Origin of the sequence: Polaromonas sp. JS666 (assembly GCF_000013865.1) — a bacterium.
Taxonomy (GTDB): domain Bacteria; phylum Pseudomonadota; class Gammaproteobacteria; order Burkholderiales; family Burkholderiaceae_C; genus Polaromonas.
This window is the reverse complement of the sequence record NC_007948.1, coordinates 2,396,120-2,413,690: the sequence shown is the minus strand read 5'-3', so window position 1 is coordinate 2,413,690 and position 17,571 is coordinate 2,396,120. Positions and strand designations below refer to the sequence as shown.

At 59.8% G+C, this 17,571-nt stretch carries 20 protein-coding genes; 12 read left to right on the top strand and 8 right to left on the bottom strand.

From position 1 onward, the window contains the following. Positions 1 to 5: 5 nt before the first annotated feature. The 3 genes from ilvC to BPRO_RS11515 form a co-directional block, all read right to left on the bottom strand. The gene (gene ilvC / locus BPRO_RS11525; protein WP_011483240.1) at positions 6 to 1,022 is read right to left on the bottom strand and encodes a ketol-acid reductoisomerase; all 1,017 of its coding nucleotides are present in this window, start codon (positions 1,020 to 1,022) and stop codon (positions 6 to 8) included. Between the two features lie 77 nt (positions 1,023 to 1,099). Continuing rightward, positions 1,100 to 1,591, bottom strand: a complete 492-nt coding sequence (ilvN, locus tag BPRO_RS11520; protein ID WP_011483239.1) for an acetolactate synthase small subunit — start codon at positions 1,589 to 1,591, stop codon at positions 1,100 to 1,102. Between the two features lie 104 nt (positions 1,592 to 1,695). Further along, positions 1,696 to 3,480: an acetolactate synthase 3 catalytic subunit gene (locus BPRO_RS11515; protein WP_011483238.1), complete on the bottom strand. Its 1,785-nt coding sequence runs from the start codon at positions 3,478 to 3,480 to the stop codon at positions 1,696 to 1,698. A 336-nt stretch (positions 3,481 to 3,816) separates the two neighbouring features. Between BPRO_RS11515 and BPRO_RS11510 the strand changes: the two genes are divergently transcribed. From BPRO_RS11510 to BPRO_RS11485, 6 genes are all read left to right on the top strand, one after another. Then, positions 3,817 to 4,383, top strand: coding sequence for an RNA polymerase sigma factor (locus tag BPRO_RS11510; protein WP_011483237.1), 567 nt, complete (start codon positions 3,817 to 3,819; stop codon positions 4,381 to 4,383). Further along, positions 4,380 to 4,811: a DUF3619 family protein gene (locus BPRO_RS11505; RefSeq protein WP_011483236.1), complete on the top strand. Its 432-nt coding sequence runs from the start codon at positions 4,380 to 4,382 to the stop codon at positions 4,809 to 4,811. Before BPRO_RS11510 ends, BPRO_RS11505 begins: the two co-directional genes overlap by 4 nt. Positions 4,812 to 5,107: 296 nt before the next feature. After that, on the top strand, positions 5,108 to 5,614 hold the full coding sequence (locus tag BPRO_RS11500; RefSeq protein ID WP_232291526.1) for a DUF3106 domain-containing protein: 507 nt from the start codon (positions 5,108 to 5,110) through the stop codon (positions 5,612 to 5,614). A 144-nt stretch (positions 5,615 to 5,758) separates the two neighbouring features. After that, positions 5,759 to 6,283: an RDD family protein gene (locus tag BPRO_RS11495; protein WP_011483234.1), complete on the top strand. Its 525-nt coding sequence runs from the start codon at positions 5,759 to 5,761 to the stop codon at positions 6,281 to 6,283. Between the two features lie 36 nt (positions 6,284 to 6,319). After that, a complete protein-coding gene (locus BPRO_RS11490) occupies positions 6,320 to 6,766 on the top strand; it encodes a diacylglycerol kinase (RefSeq protein ID WP_011483233.1) in 447 nt (148 codons plus the stop codon). Beyond that, complete coding sequence (locus tag BPRO_RS11485) at positions 6,763 to 7,365, top strand: TIGR00730 family Rossman fold protein (protein WP_011483232.1); 603 nt, start codon at positions 6,763 to 6,765, stop codon at positions 7,363 to 7,365. The genes BPRO_RS11490 and BPRO_RS11485 overlap by 4 nt, the downstream gene beginning before the upstream one ends. Positions 7,366 to 7,482: 117 nt before the next feature. Here BPRO_RS11485 and BPRO_RS11480 read toward each other — a convergent pair whose 3' ends face one another. Together BPRO_RS11480 and BPRO_RS11475 are read right to left on the bottom strand one after the other, a co-directional pair. Continuing rightward, positions 7,483 to 7,821 (bottom strand): P-II family nitrogen regulator, encoded by a 339-nt coding sequence (locus BPRO_RS11480; RefSeq protein WP_011483231.1) that lies wholly within the window; start codon positions 7,819 to 7,821, stop codon positions 7,483 to 7,485. A gap of 82 nt (positions 7,822 to 7,903) precedes the next feature. Further along, positions 7,904 to 9,592, bottom strand: a complete 1,689-nt coding sequence (locus BPRO_RS11475) for an NAD+ synthase (protein ID WP_011483230.1) — start codon at positions 9,590 to 9,592, stop codon at positions 7,904 to 7,906. Between the two features lie 119 nt (positions 9,593 to 9,711). On the opposite strand from BPRO_RS11475, the gene BPRO_RS11470 reads away from it, so the two are divergent. After that, a complete protein-coding gene (locus BPRO_RS11470) occupies positions 9,712 to 11,067 on the top strand; it encodes a GNAT family N-acetyltransferase (RefSeq protein ID WP_011483229.1) in 1,356 nt (451 codons plus the stop codon). Between the two features lie 356 nt (positions 11,068 to 11,423). Continuing rightward, a complete protein-coding gene (locus BPRO_RS11465; RefSeq protein WP_011483228.1) occupies positions 11,424 to 11,741 on the top strand; it encodes a hypothetical protein in 318 nt (105 codons plus the stop codon). Positions 11,742 to 11,837: 96 nt separating this feature from the next. Here the strand turns inward: BPRO_RS11465 and BPRO_RS11460 are convergent, their stop codons facing one another. Further along, positions 11,838 to 12,167 carry a low affinity iron permease family protein gene (locus tag BPRO_RS11460; protein ID WP_369794708.1) on the bottom strand — a complete coding sequence of 110 codons (330 nt, stop codon included), beginning with the start codon at positions 12,165 to 12,167 and terminating at the stop codon, positions 11,838 to 11,840. Further along, the gene (locus BPRO_RS30905; RefSeq protein ID WP_369794706.1) at positions 12,115 to 12,234 is read right to left on the bottom strand and encodes a hypothetical protein; all 120 of its coding nucleotides are present in this window, start codon (positions 12,232 to 12,234) and stop codon (positions 12,115 to 12,117) included. Before BPRO_RS30905 ends, BPRO_RS11460 begins: the two co-directional genes overlap by 53 nt. Before the next feature lie 295 nt (positions 12,235 to 12,529). On the opposite strand from BPRO_RS30905, the gene BPRO_RS11455 reads away from it, so the two are divergent. Continuing rightward, positions 12,530 to 13,321 carry a hypothetical protein gene (locus BPRO_RS11455; RefSeq protein WP_011483226.1) on the top strand — a complete coding sequence of 264 codons (792 nt, stop codon included), beginning with the start codon at positions 12,530 to 12,532 and terminating at the stop codon, positions 13,319 to 13,321. Positions 13,322 to 13,492: 171 nt separating this feature from the next. Here the strand turns inward: BPRO_RS11455 and BPRO_RS11450 are convergent, their stop codons facing one another. Then, complete coding sequence (locus BPRO_RS11450) at positions 13,493 to 14,038, bottom strand: phasin family protein (protein WP_011483225.1); 546 nt, start codon at positions 14,036 to 14,038, stop codon at positions 13,493 to 13,495. A gap of 395 nt (positions 14,039 to 14,433) precedes the next feature. Between BPRO_RS11450 and BPRO_RS11445 the strand changes: the two genes are divergently transcribed. From BPRO_RS11445 to BPRO_RS11435, 3 genes are all read left to right on the top strand, one after another. After that, positions 14,434 to 16,155 carry a wax ester/triacylglycerol synthase family O-acyltransferase gene (locus BPRO_RS11445; RefSeq protein WP_011483224.1) on the top strand — a complete coding sequence of 574 codons (1,722 nt, stop codon included), beginning with the start codon at positions 14,434 to 14,436 and terminating at the stop codon, positions 16,153 to 16,155. Next, entirely contained in the window at positions 16,085 to 16,933 is an 849-nt protein-coding gene (locus BPRO_RS11440) for an alpha/beta hydrolase (RefSeq protein WP_011483223.1), read from the top strand. The genes BPRO_RS11445 and BPRO_RS11440 overlap by 71 nt, the downstream gene beginning before the upstream one ends. Positions 16,934 to 17,076: 143 nt before the next feature. Continuing rightward, a complete protein-coding gene (locus BPRO_RS11435; RefSeq protein WP_011483222.1) occupies positions 17,077 to 17,412 on the top strand; it encodes a four-helix bundle copper-binding protein in 336 nt (111 codons plus the stop codon). Positions 17,413 to 17,571: the final 159 nt, after the last annotated feature.

Here is a 17,571-nt window from a genome sequence, read left to right as displayed (position 1 = left end):
GGAAATCAGTTGCGCGTCTGGTCGACGAGCTTGTTTTTGGCGATCCAGGGCATCATGGCGCGGAGTTTTTCGCCCACGATCTCGATCTGGTGCTCGGCATTCAGGCGACGGCGGCTCAGCAGCGTGGGCGCACCGACACGGTTTTCGAGCAGGAAACTCTTGGCATATTCGCCGGTCTGGATGTCCTTCAGGCACTTTCGCATGGCTTCCTTCGTGGCGGAGGTCACGATGTTCGGGCCAGTCACGTACTCGCCATACTCGGCGTTGTTGGAGATCGAGTAATTCATGTTGGCGATACCGCCTTCATAAATCAGGTCGACGATCAGCTTGAGTTCATGCAGGCACTCGAAATAGGCCATTTCAGGGGCGTAGCCGGCTTCCACCAGCGTCTCAAAGCCGGCCTTGATCAGTTCAACCGTGCCACCGCACAGAACGGCCTGCTCGCCGAACAGATCGGTTTCAGTCTCTTCGCGGAAGTTGGTTTCAATGATGCCAGCTTTGCCGCCGCCATTGGCCATTGCGTAGCTGAGTGCCAGATCGCGCGCCTTGCCGCTCTTGTCCTGGTGCACAGCCACCAGGTGAGGCACGCCGCCACCCTGGGTGTAGGTGTTGCGGACGGTGTGGCCTGGCGCCTTGGGAGCAACCATCCAGACGTCGAGGTCGGCGCGCGGAATCACGGCGCCGTAGTGCACATTGAAACCGTGGGCAAATACCAGCGAAGCGCCTTGCTTGATGTTGGGTGCCACGTCGTTGGCATAAACCGCGCCGATCTGTTCGTCGGGCAGCAAAATCATGACCACATCGGCGGCCTTGACGGCATCTGCAACCTCGGCAACTTTCAGGCCGGCTTTTTCGACCTTGGGCCACGAAGCGCCACCTTTGCGCAGTCCTACGACAACTTTCACGCCGCTGTCGTTCAGATTCTGCGCGTGGGCGTGACCCTGGCTGCCGTAGCCGATGATCGCAACCGTTTTGCCCTTGATCAGGCTCAAATCACAATCCTTGTCGTAAAAAACTTTCATCTCTGGCTCCTAAGTAATCACAAATAAATCAAACAAATCCGGCAAAAGCGCCGCAAGCGATGCCTTTACCGGCAACTTCAAACTCTCAGAATTCGCTCGCCACGGCCGATGCCGCTTGAACCGGTTCGCACCGTTTCCAGGATTGCACTGCGGTCAATCGCCTCCAGAAACGCATCGTTTTTGGACTGGTCGCCCGTCAATTCAATCGTGTAGCTTTTTTCAGTCACGTCAATAATCCGCCCGCGAAATATATCAGCCATGCGCTTCATTTCCTCGCGCTCCTTGCCGACGGCGCGCACCTTGACCATCATGAGTTCTCGCTCTGTGTAGGAGCCTTCGGTCAGGTCGACCACCTTCACCACTTCGATCAACCGGTTCAGATGCTTGGTGATCTGTTCGATCACGTCATCAGATCCGGTGGTCTGGATGGTCATGCGCGACAGGCTCGGATCCTCGGTGGGGGCGACGGTCAGGCTTTCGATGTTGTAGCCGCGCGCCGAAAACAGGCCCACGACGCGGGAAAGCGCCCCTGGTTCGTTTTCCAGCAAAACTGCAATGATGTGTTTCATAAGAAGATTCCTCTTTTCGTTGCCCTCCCCCGCGCACGGTAATGCGCAGGCTTGGCAGACAATAGATTCGTCAGTTGACGGTTGATAAATAGAACGGTGCGGGTTTACAGGTCTTCAGAGCCCAGCAGCATTTCCGTAATGCCCTTGCCGGCTTGCACCATCGGGAACACGTTCTCGGTGGGATCCGTGCGGAAGTCCATGAACACCGTGCGGTCCTTGAGCTTGCGGGCCTCACGAAGCGCTGGCTCCACATCCTGCGGTTTTTCGATCAGCATGCCGACGTGCCCATAGGCTTCGGCCAGCTTCACGAAATTGGGCAGCGCGTCCATGTAGCTGCTGCTGTAACGCCCGGCGTATTCCACTTCCTGCCACTGGCGAACCATGCCCAGATAGCGGTTGTTGAGCGACACGATCTTGATCGGCGTGTTGTACTGCAGGCAGGTCGAAAGCTCCTGGATACACATCTGCACCGAGCCCTCCCCGGTGATGCAGAACACCTCGGAGTCGGGTTTGGCCAGCTTGATGCCCATGGCATAGGGAATGCCGACGCCCATGGTCCCCAATCCACCCGAATTGATCCAGCGCCGCGGCTCGTCAAACTTGTAGTACTGCGCGGCCCACATCTGGTGCTGGCCCACATCCGACGTGATGTAGGTATCGGCGTCCTTGGTCAGGTTCCAGAGCGTCTCGATCACATGCTGGGGCTTGATCACATCGCCCTTGCCCATGCTGTACTTCATGCAGTCGCGCTTGCGCCAGCCTTCAATGGTGTCCCACCAGCCGCCCAATGCATTGGCATCGGGCTTGAGACCGGACTCCCTGATCATGCTGATCAGCTCGGTCAGCACGTCCTTGACATCGCCCACGATGGGGATATCGACCTTGACGCGCTTGGAAATGCTCGAAGGGTCGATGTCGACATGAATGATCTTGCGCTCGTTTTGCGCAAAGTGCTTGGGGTTGCCAATCACGCGGTCGTCAAAACGAGCCCCTACTGCCAGCAATACATCGCAGTGCTGCATCGCATTGTTGGCCTCAATGGTGCCGTGCATTCCCAGCATGCCGAGAAACTTTTTGTCGCTGGCCGGATAGGCGCCCAACCCCATCAGCGTGTTGGTGCAGGGATAGCCCAGCATGTCCACCAGCGTGCGCAGCTCCTGCGAGGCATTGCTCAGCAGCACGCCACCACCGGTGTAGATGTATGGCCGCTTGGCCGACATCAGCAGTTGCAGTGCCTTGCGAATCTGCCCGCCATGTCCCTTGCGCACCGGGTTGTAGGAACGCATTTCGACGCTCTGCGGATAACCGGTGTACAGCGTCTTGTTGAACGACACGTCTTTGGGGATGTCAACCACCACCGGGCCCGGCCGGCCGCTGCGGGCGATATGGAATGCCTTTTTAAGCGTGTCGGCCATCTGGCGCACGTCCTTGACCAGGAAGTTGTGCTTGACGATAGGACGGGTAATGCCGACGGTGTCGCACTCCTGAAAAGCATCCAGGCCAATAGCGTGGGTTGGCACCTGGCCGGTGATGATCACCATCGGGATGCTGTCCATATAGGCCGTGGCGATGCCGGTCACGGCATTGGTTACGCCCGGGCCGGAGGTAACCAGCGCGACACCGACATCCCCCGTGGCACGGGCATAACCGTCGGCCGCATGCACCGCAGCCTGTTCGTGGCGCACCAGGATGTGCTGGATCGAGTCCTGCTTGTAAAAAGCATCGTAGATGTGGAGAACTGCGCCGCCCGGATAGCCCCAGATGTACTTGACACCCTCGGCCTGAAGCGACTTCACGAGGATTTCTGCGCCCCGGAGTTCTTGAGAATTTGCGTTTGTGTTGGCAGACGCGGCTGCCGCGGAAGCAATTTCCGCCTTGGAGACTTCCATGATGAACCTTTGTGAATTTCTCTAACGAAATACCTTGGGTGCCTCTTCGCCCACTCTTGTGAAGCAGCGTTGAGACTTGAGGCCAGAACCATAAGCAGAAACATAATCCGCCGAGCCATGACCCGTTTGCCGTTTGAATTGCAAGCCGTATTATGACATTTCGCGTTGCGCAATAGCAGCAACGGCTGAAAAAGTGCCGGCCAAGGGCTATGCGCGGGTACCCTGATGCGATAATTTTGGGGCTGAATCCTTGAGATGCATGCCAGGCAGGCATGTTTAGGCGGTATCCGCAAACCACAATAATGACAGTGCTGGACAAACCGGAACCCCATACCGTTGGCAACTGAACAAGAACTTTCTGACTTCCTGAAAACCGTTGAAAAGCGCGCTTTCAAGCGCAGCGTTTATCACGTACGGGACGAAGAAGCCGCCCTGGATATTGTTCAGGACAGCATGATGAAGCTGGCGCAGCACTATGGCGACAAGCCTGCCGCCGAACTCCCCATGCTGTTTCAGCGCATCTTGTCCAACACCACCCTGGACTGGTTTCGCCGTCGCAAGACTCGAAACGCACTGTTTTCGAACATGAGCGACTTCGAATCGCCGGGTGAAGACGGAGATTTCGATCTTCTGGAAACTTTAGAGGCCCTGACCAACTCTGAGGGTACGGAGAGCGCCCAGGATGCCACGGAGCGGGCCCAGATATTGCGAGAAATCGAACTGGAAGTCAAGGAACTGCCCGGCCGTCAACGGGAAGCCTTTCTGATGCGTTACTGGGAGGAGATGGACGTGGCTGAAACGGCTGCAGCCATGGGTTGCTCGGAAGGCAGTGTGAAAACACACTGTTCCCGCGCAGTTCAGGCCCTCAGTAGAGCATTGAGCGCCAAAGGGATAAAACTATGACCAATTCACTACAAAAAAGAGCCAATATCCTGCAGGATCGTTTTGGCCTGAAAATTGCTTCTTACCTGTCCTCTGGGGCAGCAGACTTGCCTTACGATATCTCTGAACGCCTGCGTGCGGCCCGCGCCCAAGCGATTTTCCAGCGAAAAATCGCAAAAACCGAAACCGCCGGCAACGTTGTCAATGCTGGCGGTGCCGCCACGCTCACCTGGGGCTCTTCTGATGACGGCCTGAACTGGTGGTCCCGTATTGCCTCAGTGCTGCCGCTCATCGCGCTGGTGGTCGGTTTGCTGGTCATCAATTCGATTCAAGACGACAACCGCGCCCAGGAACTGGCCGAGGTTGACGTGGCTCTGCTGACCGATGAACTACCACCCGACGCATTCGCCGATCCCGGGTTCGTCCAGTTTCTCAAGGCTACGCGCTAAGCCCCGACTTCCCCATTGCTAAAATGATCGCGCAAGCAGTCTTACACGGCCAACAGCCCTTCAACCCTCCTCCCTATTTGACACGCCAAGCGCCGGGTGGCCGGGCTTTGGGGCTGCAGTTGCTGTCGCTTGGGTTGCTGGTAAGCGGCCTGATGGCCTTGACCCCCTTCTGTTTTGCCCAAACAGCCCAGCCAGCAGCCCCCGCCAGCGCACTTGTAACCGGCAAGCCATCCGTGGCGCCGCCCCAAGTCAAGCCAGCCACCATTTCTCGCCCTATTTGGACAGAGCTCACGCCCATGCAGCAGCATGCACTCAAGCCGCTGGCTTCAAGCTGGAACACCATCAATGACGGGCAAAAGCGCAAATGGCTGGAAATCTCCAAAAATTACCCCTCGCTGCCTCCCGAAGGCCAAGCCACCATGCACAGCCGCATGAATGAATGGGTCATGCTGAGCCCCCAGCAGCGGGCTCAAGCGCGGCTCAACTTTGGCAAAACCAGGGAGCTGTCCGGGCAATTGACGCCGGAGGAGAAAAAAGCCAAGTGGGAGACCTACCAGGCCCTGAGCGCTGAGGAAAAACAGAAGCTGGCCGCCAAGGCCAGTCCCAAGCCCACCGGTGCCGCCACGGCCGTCAAACCGGTGGCACGACAGAAACTCGCCGCCGTTCCGCCCCATCCCAACAAGCCAGTGACCAAGCCTGCGCCTAAAATCATGCCTCCACCACCGACGGCGGCCGGCAACCCGTTGGCACCGCGCCCGGTTGAAGCCGCCGACGGCCGGCCCGGTACCGCACCCCAGCGCTGACAACCAGCCAGTGCGCAGACTGGCCAAGGTTATTTAACAATCGATGCCACAGCCATTTTGAGGCAACTACTTTGCGCTATAAAATTGATAGTATCCAACACTCCGGCTAACACGCCGACGCCTATACCATCACTTCCCAGACGCATGGCCTGCTGGCTATATGAAGGCCTGCTGATGTTCGGGGTGGTCTTCATTGCCGGCTATCTGTTCGGCACGCTGAGCCAGACGCGCAATGCGCTGGACAATCGCCATGCCTTGCAGGCCTTTGTTTTTGTCATTTTCGGCATTTACTTCGTCTGGTTTTGGGCCAAAGGCCAGACGCTTGCCATGAAGACCTGGAATATCCGTGTGGTCGATGTGAACGGCGCTCCCATCACCCAGCGACGCGCCCTGCTGCGCTATCTGCTGAGCTGGCTGTGGTTCCTGCCGCCGCTCGGCGCGAGTTGGCTGCTGGGCCTCTCGGGTGCGGAAGGGGGCGTATTGACGCTGGGCTGGGTTGCCATCTGGGCGATTTTGGCGCGCTTTCATCCGGAGCGGCAATTCTGGCACGACGCCTGGGCCGGCACGAGGCTGGTGACCTGGGTGGCGCCCGAAAAACAAAAACGTGAAGAGAAGCACGAAGGCAAGCGCAAGCCAAAAGACCGGCCTGTAGCTTCCGACCCGTCCTAACATCAACATGCCACAAAGCTGCGACACAATGCACCCATGTCCCAACCAGTCCAGTTTTCAGCTTCCGCAGCGACCAGCTCCAGCCCTCACGTGACCACCGACGAACCGGTCAACCCTCAAAAACACCGCAAGGGCCTCTCCCGCGTCTGGCACGCCTTGGGCTACTCTGTCGCCGGTTTGCGCGCCGGCTGGCACGAGGTGGCTTTTCGCCAGGAAGCCATTGCCTCCATAGTGCTGGTTCCAGCCGCCTTCTGGTTGGGACAAACCTGGGTCGAAACCGTTTTACTGGCCGGCACGGTCATTCTCATCATGATTGTCGAGTTGCTCAATACCGGGATTGAAACCGCGATTGACCGCATTGGTCCCGAGTGGCATGACCTTTCCAAGCGCGCCAAGGACATGGGCAGCGCGGCCGTGCTGCTCAGCCTGCTGCTTTGCGCGGGCACCTGGGCGCTGGCCCTGCTTCAGCGATTTGCAGCATGAATTCCAGCACCCTGAAACCCGCTTTTTCCGTCTGCGTTTACTGCGGCTCCCGGCCCGGAAATACCCCTGAATTTGCCGTGGTGGCACGTGAAGTCGGCAGCTGGATAGGCAGGCACGGCGGCCAACTGGTCTATGGTGGTGGCCGCAATGGGCTGATGGGCATCATGGCAGACGCTGCACTGGCCGCGGGCGGGCGCGTGCTGGGCGTGATTCCCAAGGCGCTGGTGGAAAAGGAATGGGCCCACAGCGGTTGCACGGAGCTGCACATAGTGGACACCATGCATGAGCGCAAGCGCATCATGGCCGAGCATGCCGATGCATTTTTGGCGTTGCCGGGGGGCATCGGCACGCTGGAGGAGTTTTTCGAGGTCTGGACCTGGCGCCAGCTCGGCTACCACGACAAACCCGTGGGCCTGCTCAACATGGCAGGCCATTACAACAGCCTGCTGGCGTTTCTGGACTCTGCCGTCAAAAGCGGCTTCATGAGTGACTGGCAGATGGAACTGATCTGCACCGGCAGCGACGCGCAGGCGCTGCTCCGGCAACTGGTGCAAGCGGCGGGTATGACGGCCACCACCGCACGGCTAGACCAGATTTAAAGCTGCCGGGCAAAACGCCGCAGTCACCGAACGCAGCGAGCAGCGAAGAGCCGCCTCGAGCAAGTCTTACCCCTCGAGGGGCAGCGAAGCACACAAAGTGACGAGCCTGGGAGCCGGTTAGACGGCCGCTTCGTCCTCTTCACCGGTACGGATGCGCACTGTGCGCTCGACGGCGGTGATGAAAATCTTGCCGTCACCGATTTTTCCGGTGCGTGCCGCGCGCACGATGGCGTCCACACAGCGTTCCACGTCGTCGGTTTTCACAACCACTTCCACCTTCACCTTGGGCAGGAAGTCGACCACATACTCGGCGCCGCGGTAGAGTTCTGTGTGGCCTTTCTGGCGACCAAAACCTTTGACTTCGGTCACGGTGAGGCCCGTGACCCCGCATTCGGCCAGGGCCTCCCGGACTTCTTCCAGTTTGAAGGGCTTGAGGATCGCGGTAATTTGTTTCACTGAAAGATCTCCGTTGGTTCTGAATTCTGAATATTGGCTACTGCCTTGAATGTAGCGCCAATGCAGGCCACCAAGGCCCGCCCTAGGCGCGAAATTTGCTGGTAATAGGATAGCGCCAATCCTTGCCAAAGCTCCGGTGTGTGACCCGGATTCCTACCGGAGCCTGGCGGCGCTTGTACTCGTTGATCTTGATGAGCCGGGCCACGCACTCAACCACCGCACGCTCAAAGCCGGCTGCAATGATGGCTTCGACGCTCTGGTCGTTTTCCATGTAGCGCTCCAGAATCGCGTCCAGCACCTCGTAGGGCGGCAGGCTGTCCTGGTCGGTCTGGTCGGGGCGCAGTTCGGCGCTCGGCGGCCGCGTGATGACGCGCTCGGGAATCGGATTGGCGCCCGTGCCATACGGGTCATTTTCGTTGCGCCAGCGCGCCAGCTTGAACACCGTCGTCTTGGCCAGATCCTTGATCACCGCGAAACCGCCCGCCATGTCGCCATACAGCGTGCAGTAGCCGGTGGCCATTTCGCTCTTGTTGCCGGTGGTGAGCACGATGGAGCCAAACTTGTTGCTCAGCGCCATCAAAAATACCCCGCGAATGCGCGCCTGGATGTTTTCTTCGGTCGTGTCTTCCTTCAGCCCCTTGAACTCATGGGCGAGCGAAGCCTTGAAAGCTTCAAACTCGGGAACGATGGAAATCTCGTCATAGCGCACCTTCAGGCGCTGCGCCATCTCGCGCGCATCCACCCATGAAATGTCAGCCGTGTAGGGGGACGGCATCATGACGGTACGCACCTTGTCGGCGCCCAGCGCGTCCACGGCAATCGCCAGCACCAGCGCTGAGTCGATGCCGCCGGAAAGGCCAAGAATCGCGCCCGGAAAGCCATTTTTTCCCAGGTAATCCCTGACACCAAGGACAAGGGCATCCCACAAGTCAGCCTCATGGCTCCGCCCGGGCTCGATATTTGCTATCAACTTAATCGCTGTTGATGTACGCTCCACCTCGGTCAAGAATAGATTTTCCTTGAAGCTTTCAGCCCGACCGGCCAGCGCCCCATCGGCCTGCAGCGCAAACGAATGGCCTTCAAACACAATCTCGTCCTGGCCACCCACCAGATGCGCATAAACCAATGGCAGGCCAGTAGCCAGCACCCGGCTGCGCATCATCACCTCGCGCTCGCCGCCCTTGCCCACGTGAAACGGCGAGGCATTGATGACAGCCAAGACCTCGGCGCCAGCCGCCTGGGCCAGCCGCGCCGGCTCTTCAAACCAGGCGTCTTCACAGATCAGCAGGCCGACGCTGATGGCGTCTGCCCCGTCCCCCGCCTGAAACACGCACACGCCCTGCCCCGGCGTAAAGTAGCGGCGCTCATCAAACACTTGGTAATTGGGTAGCTCGCGCTTTGCGTAGGTCTGGAGCACCCGGCCCTCGCGCAGTACCCGGGCGGCATTGTGGCGCTGCTGCACCTCCACGCTCTTGGTGCGCAGGCCTTTGCCATTGTCACCACCGGTGGGTGTGCCCACCACCACCGTCAGGCCTTTTAACCCGGCTAGCTCACGTGCCACCAGATTCACGGCATCATCACAGGCTTGGATAAAGGATGGGCGCAAAAACAGGTCTTCAGCCGCGTAGCCGCAGATCGCCAGCTCGGGCGTGAGCAGCAGGCGGACACCACCGGCATAGGCCGTGCGGGCCGCGTCAATGATTTTTTGCGCATTGCCCGGCATGTCACCCACGCAGTAGTTCAATTGGGCAACGCAGATTTTGAGAGTCATGAAAACAACAAATTCCGTTCGGGCTGAGTCTGTCGAAGCCTTGGTCAATCAATGCACACAACCCCTGGCCCCTGCGACAAACTCAGGGTCGGCTGAACCATGGGTGTACGGAGGATTGCGTGCCTGAAAACAATTATGTCATCCGCGTGCTGGATTCACCGCTGGAGATCGACGGTAGCGAGTGGAATTCCCTGCTGATGACGCAAAGTCCGGACGGTGGCATCAACCCCTTCATGCGCCATGAATATCTGGTGGCCATGCATGAGAGCGGCTGCGCCACACCCGAGACCGGCTGGACGCCCCGCATCGTCACGCTCTGGCAAGGCAAGCGGCTGGCAGGCGCCTGCGCGCTCTACCTCAAAACCCACTCCTACGGCGAGTACGTGTTTGACTGGGCCTGGGCCAACGCCTACCAACAACACGGCCTGGCCTATTACCCGAAAGCCGTGGTGGCCCCGCCTTTCACCCCCGTGCCGGGCGCGCGGCTGCTGGCGCGCGATGCAGCGGCGCGCCAGTTGCTGGTCCAGGCGCTGATAGCCTGGTGCAAACAGGAAAAGCTCTCTTCGCTGCACCTGCTATTTGCTGCGGACGAGGACGTAATCGCTTGCGAAGAAGCTGGTTTGATGCTGCGCCACAGCGTGCAGTTTCACTGGCAGAACAAAAGCAAAAGCGCGCCCGCCCCCGCTGAAACCGGTTCCGTTCGGGCTGAACCTGCCCAGACCATTCCAGCCCCGGTGAATTTTTCGACCTCTTCGACCGCGCAGAGCGGCGCCGCAAGCACCAGAGATACATCTTGCCAAACGGAAGGCAGGTACGGCTACCGCGACTTCGATGACTTCCTGATGACCCTCAGCCAGGAAAAGCGCAAAAAAATCCGTCAGGAACGTCGCAAGGTGACTGAAGCTGGCGTGACCTTCCGCTGGTCGCTGGGCAAGAACATCGGCAAAGAGGACTGGGATTTCTTTTACCAGTGCTACGAACGCACCTATTACGAGCACGGCAATGCGCCGTATCTCAGTCGCTTCTTCTTCGCGCGCATGGCCGACACCATGGCCGAAAATTGGCTGCTATTTGTGGCGGAGCGCCGGGGCCGGAAAATAGCTACAAGTTTGATAGCTGTTGATCCAGGATCTACCGGGGCCACAGGTCAATCTGACGTAGAAAGATCACCCAAAATAGCCTACGGCCGGTACTGGGGCGCGATGGAACGCGTCGACTGCCTGCACTTTGAAGCCTGCTACTACCAGCCGCTGGCCTGGTGCATAGAACATGGCTACCAGCGCTTTGAGGGCGGCGCGCAAGGCGAGCACAAAATGGCCAGAGCCCTGCTGCCCGTCAAAACCACCAGCGCCCACTGGCTGGCACACCCCTCGTTTGCCGACGCCGTGGAGCGCTTCCTCGCCCGCGAAGGCGAAGGTATTGAGAACTACATGGAGGAACTGGAAAGGCGCAGCCCGTTCAGGCAGGCCTCGTAACGGCTGATTACCGTCATTCACTGCGCCCCGGCCTCACTTCCCGAACTCACCATGAACGGCCAGGCGTGGGCGGATTTTCCGGACGGTACGGGCTGTCTTCCCGCTGAAGCCGGCAAAGTCTGTGACGCAGGGGCTGCCGGGGTAGCAGGCTTGGCGTCGGGTCGGCTGAGGTCTGCATTTTGTATGGCCATGATCAATCGTTTGGAGATTCGGATAAATCAATATAAAGACTAGCATGCGCGCTTACTGTCAGACACCAGTGATTTCACTGTAGGACGACGCACCCGCCCGACGCACACTGCCTGATGGCCCCCGGATGACGCCCGGATGGCACTATTCGCACACGACAATTGGCCATGACTACTGCCGCCCCCACCTACACCGTCAAACTGGTCGACGCCGCCGGCCTGAGCGCCGCCCAGCGCAGCGCGGCCGAGCTGCGCTTTCGCATGGCCCTTGAATTTGCACTGGGCGGGCCCGATAGCGTGCTGCCCACGCTGCAGGCCTGCCTGCTCGTGAGAACACTCAACGAAGACACGCCAACTGAATCTGTCCCCGAGGCGGAGCAACAGGTCATCGCGCTGTGGGAAAAGGCCGAGGCCGATGCCATCGTGGCTGCGTTCAGGCCGCTGGGCAAGGAGATGGGAAACGCCCGGTTCGAGATTCGCGGCTGAAACCACACCACCTGGCTGCAGAGTGGCCCACGCCAATCTGTGGTTGCCCAGCGCCTGTCCGCTCCGAGCGCTCCAGAATGCTTCACCCGCGACGCTTCAGGGCTCTGGCGTTCCGGTGTCCTGTAATCCACGCTTTAACTCCACCCTCGCTGCCGTTGCAAGTGCTTCATACCGGGTTCTGAATGCGTCGAGATCCTCCTCTTCCAGTTCTTCCAGATCGAGAAGAGCGTTATGCGCCCCCTGGGTTGCACGAATGAGTTCATCGAGTTTCACCTGGATGGCCTCCGTATCCCGGTTTTGGGTGTTCTGAATCAGGAAGACCATCAGGAAGGTGATGATCGTGGTGCCGGTGTTGATGACCAATTGCCAGGTGTCACTGAAGCCGAACAGGGGCCCGGTCACTACCCAGACGGCGATGATGGCCACGGCAAGGACAAACACTCTGGGCCGGCCACAGAAATGCGCCGCAGCCTTCGCAAACCGGGAGTACCAGGCGTGGTTATGCATACCGAACCTCTCTTTTGGCGTCCGACGAATCCGGCAGGGCTTGCAGCCCAGGGGCCACCAAGCCAACAGGATTGGTTGAGGTATACCTGATATCCGCGTGCTGTATGGCCATGATCAATCCATGTGAAGAAAGGGGGACGAATCAGTGCCAAGATTAGCATGTGGGGTGGCGGCCGGACGCACGTGATTTCATTGGCGCCGCGAGCCTGCCCATTGCCTTGCGTCCTGGCCACACCGTGCAAACACACTGGCGGCGAGGCAAAATTGACACCTCCCCTGCCATGCCAGAAAACAAGTCCACCGGCGGAGCCATCGCCACCACCACCCTGGAAGCATCGTTCCCTGCGCCGCTCGGTCGCGCGCATGCCCGGCGCCTGCGCGAGATCTACCGCTCTGCCGGTTGGCCCTGCCAGGATGTGCTGGAAATTGAATTGCTGGCCGCCGGCCTGCTGCAGCGCATAGCCGGCCCGGCGGGCCATGAAACCCTGCGCGTCACCGATACGGGCGTGGCCTATCTCGCCGTCACACTGGTGCGCAACCGTGCGGCTTTGTCGAAACACGAAGCCCTGGTGGAACACGTGGCCTGCGAGATGGTGCGCGCGGGCCGCATCACCTGGCGTGGCCTGGGCCTGCGCGCGCAACTGCCACCTGCGGAGGAAGGCGGGCCCGCGCGCTGGTGCATGGCACGCCCCGATGTGTTCTCGATCCGCAATACCTCGGTGCAGGAGTATGTGGACCCCATCGTTCACGAGATCAAGGTCCATCGCGCCGACCTGCTGGGTGACCTTCGCCGCCCCGAAAAGCGCGCAGCCTATCTGGACCTGGGTGGGGAATGCTGGTACGTGCTGGGCTGCGACGCCAAAGGCCGGCCCATTGGCACTGCCGATGAGATCCCGCTGGAGTGCGGCGTCATGGTGATGGAGGCCAACCGCCTGACCGTCGCTCGCGCAGCGCCCCGGCGCTCCCGCCAGCCCCTGCCGGTCGGCGTATGGATGGCGTTGGCCAAGGCTGCGCCTGTGACCGGGCTGATCGATGACGAGCAGGGGTTGCTCGCGGATGCTGAGCAAAATTGAGACCGGCATCGTTGCTGTCGGCGATCTGATCGCTGGACAACACGCAAGGAGCCCGCGCCAATAAAAAAACCCCGCGATTGCGGGGTTTTTGATGATGTTTCGAGGCTCACACACCCACGGCCTGGACAGGGCAACGCCCCTGCCGCGAAGCGATCAACGCCCAACTCAAACTTAGCGCTTTTTGGAGCTGGTGGTAGCCGCACTGACCGCCTGCTTGGTCACAGCGGTGAAGTTTGACTCAGCCAATTCGACGGCCTTCTTGGCCGTGCCTTGGGCTGTCTCGATGGCGTTTTGGCTGGCGCTGACAGCGCTTTTGAAAGCGGCCACGGCAGCTTCGGTTCCGGCCGGAGCGTTCTTGGTCATGTTGTCCACCGCGACGGCAAAGGCTTTTTTGGCCTCGTCCACTTTGGCTTCAAAAGTCTTGGTAAAGACGGCTCCGGTTTCAGCGGCAACGCTGTACACCTGATTGCCATAGGACACAGACTTCTCAGCCAGGGGCTGGAACAGGCCAGCTTGCAGGGCCAGCAGCTGCTGGGGATCCTTGGCGCCGGCCAAAGCACGTGCATTGCTGAAAGACTCAGCCAAGGCCGCCTTGGAGGCGGACAGATTCAATTCAACCAGTTTTTCGAATCCGGCAAAAGCCTGGGTCGCCAGACCTTCCAGGGCGTCGACGTTGGACTGGGTGGTCGCGATGAGTTGCTCAGCGGTATAGGTCATTGATAGCTCCTGGGTTAATGGAAATTCGGGATGCCTGCTCTGCCTGAACCCGGTTTGGGTTATTTATGTTGCAGTGCAGCATAGACTCTATTATGGAGAAAACCAGAACATGCGCAAGAGATTTTGTTGCGCTGCAGCAAATTCTAGGGGGAATGGTCTAGGTTCTGAAGAGCAGCAGGCGATTTTTGCAGCTTGTTTCACAAAAGACGGAAACCGCTGCATACAGGCGCACAGGCGCGACGGTTGGGGGCAGCTGTCCTCCTCCCTTGTCAGCGGCCTTTGACACCGGCTTTTGCGTTGCGGGGGCCAGCGCCTTTGTGACAGGCCCGCGTACGGCAAACCCTAGTGCCGCGACTTGCCGCGCTCGGTTAACGTCCCCCACGGAGACAACCACCATGAAATCCCTCACCGGCCTCGACGCGACCTTTCTCTACCTCGAAACGCCGGAAATGCCCATGCATGTGGGCTCACTGAACCTGTGCGAGTTACCGGCCGGTTTCAGGGGCAGCTTTCACAAAGAGGTCACCCAACATATTGCCAGGCGCATGCATCTGGCGCCCGTGTTCAGCCGCAAGCTGGTGTTCATGCCGCTGGACCTCGGTCATCCGTTGTGGGTCGAGGCTGACTCGGTCGACATCGGCTTTCACATCCGCCGCGCCGACAGCGCCAAAAAAGGCGCTGCGCCGATGACGCTGGCCGAGGTGCACAAGCTGTGCGCGCAACTGCATGGCGAGCTGATTGACCGCAACTTTCCCCTCTGGGAGTTCTATATTTTTGACCGGATCATGCTGCCGGCCAGCCAGGGCGGTAAGGTTGTGGCTGGCTTTTTTTCCAAAATCCATCATGCTGCGCTGGACGGAAAAGGCGGCGTGCTGCTGGCCAACGCCCTGCTGGACTTCAGCCCGGTGCCGCGTGAGGTGCCCCCGCCCGACCCGAGCCGTCGCCGCAAGCTGGAGGCCGACCTCAAGCTCGGCAAGATGATCGGCTCGGTGTTTTCCAGCTCGCTGGGCCAGTTGGTCAAGGTGGCCAGGTCATTGCCCGCAGCAGCCAGCACCTTCGGCAGCACGCTGGCCAAACAGTCTGTTGCCAGTTCGGCCACCGGCGTGCGGCCGAAGATGCCGCTGAAGCTGGCGCCACCCACACCGTTTAATGCGGGCATCGGTTCGGGCCGGGTGTTCGTCACCGCCACCCTTCCGCTGGCTGAATGCAAGGCAGTGGGCAAGGCGGTAGGTGGCTCGTTCAATGACGTGGTGCTGTGGATCTGCTCGACCGCCCTGCGCGATTACCTCACGAAGCACCACAGCCTGCCCAAAAAATCGCTGGTGGCGGTCATGCCGGTCTCGCTGCGCGAAGATGGCGCTACCGACGCCAGCAAACTGGGCAACCAGGTGAGCATGAGCCTGGTGGAGTTGGGCACGCACCTGACGCACCCGCTCAAGCGCATGAATGCCATCATGGCGTCCACCACCAGGGTGAAAGACTCCCTGCTAAGCTTGAAAGGCCTGTTGCCGACCGACTACCCGTCGCTGCTGGCGCCGTGGCTGGTGGGCGGCGCGGCCAGGCTGGCGCTGAATGCCTATGGCAAAAGTGGCCTGGCCAGCCACCTGCCGATGGTGGCAAACCTCGCGATTTCGAATGTGCCAGGATCCGCAGTGCCCCTGTACCTGGCCGGCGCCCGCTTTCTGACCTTCCACCCGCTGTCCATCATCATGCATGGCCTGGCACTCAACATCACCATCCAGACGTACGCCGGCCATGTTGATTTCGGCATTATTGGTGACAAGAAAGCGCTGCCGCATGCGCAAGACCTGGCCAAGGCGATCGAGGATGCTTTCGGGCAAGCGCAGGCATTGATGGCCGGTACAACATCCGCTACAACTGCAAGCGGGCCAACGAAGGTCAAGACACCCGTAAAAACCCGCAGAACTGCCGTGGTAAACGTGACCAACGCAACCAAGTTAGAGGGGCCTCCCTCTGGAAAAAGAAGCAGACGCCCTGATACTGTTTCCATACATAACAACACCAAAACGTCCAATGCTTCGAGCCATGGCAAGCACATCCCGCAAAAAGCCCGCACCCCGCGAATCCAGCGCACAAGACCCCCCAGGCCAGCATGACATTGCGCCGCCCAGCGCCTGGCTGCTGGCGCTGGAGCTGCGTGCCTTCTGGGAATTTGGCGCCCTGCTGCCCTCATGGCCGCTGCTGGCACGCGCGCCCAAGGGTGATGGCCATACCGTGATGGTGTTTCCGGGCCTTTCGGCCAACGATGTATCCACCGTGCCGCTGCGCCATTACCTGCAGTCTCTCAGCTACAAGGCCTGGGGCTGGGAACAGGGTTTCAATCTGGGCCCGCGCACCGGCGTGATTGATGAAGCCAGGGCCCGGCTGACGCGCACTTTTGAAACCAACGGCCGCAAAGTGAGCCTGATCGGCTGGAGCCTTGGCGGGGTGTACGCGCGTGAACTGGCCAAGGAATTGCCGCACATGGTGCGCTGCGTGATCACATTGGGAACGCCCTTTTCCGCTTCACACAAGTCCACCAATGCCTGGCGCATCTACGAGCTGGCGAGTGGCCGCAACATTGAGCGCGAGGCTGAAAACTACGACCTGCCCGCCGCCCCGCCGGTGCCGACCAGCAGCATCTATTCGCGCACCGATGGCATTGTGGCCTGGCAAGGCAGCATTCAGTCGCCCTGCACGAACAACCCTCACACCGAAAACATCGAGGTGGTGGCCAGCCACATTGGCCTGGGTCTCAACCCCAGCGCCTGGTGGGCCATCGCAGATCGCCTGGCGCAGGCCGAGGGCCAGTGGCACCCCTTTGCAGCAGAAGACAAAGGCCAAAAAGGCCGCATCCACGGCTTGATTTACCCGGATCCGGCGCGCAATCGCTGAAGTTCCCGCACGGGCGGTGATTGCAGTGCTCAGTGCTCTCGGCACGTCAGCCGGCTCCTACAAGAGCAGTTGACGCTGTCTGCCAGCCACGGGGAACCCCAAGGGGAATAATGAAAAATCATGCACTGAATCGCGGGACGATCATGGACCACACGATCACCAGCATGCAGCCTTGTATCGAGGCCTGCACCCACTGCCACCACGTTTGCCTTCAGACAGCCATGACGCATTGCCTGCAGATCGGCGGCAAGCATCTGGACCCTGACCATTTCAGCCTGATGATGAACTGTGCGGAAATCTGCCAGGCATCGGCCAATCTTCAACTCAGCGGCTCCGAGTTCGTACCCAAACTTTGCGTGCTGTGTGCCGAGATCTGCGCGGCCTGCGCAGTCAGCTGTGAGGCCATCGGCGAAATGGATGAGTGCGTGCGGGCTTGCCGAAAATGTGCAGAGTCCTGCAGCAGCATGGCTGTGGTCTGAGTATCTCGGGGTATCTGGCTGAACCGCCTCTGGTACCAGCAGGTGGTGGCATACGCTTAGGGTCTGAAGCCTTCCCCGCTGGTCCGGCACCGGCGCTGGTATCGAAAGGAATCACCGCCAAAAGAAAAAGCGCCTGTACCGATGAGGGTACACGCGCTT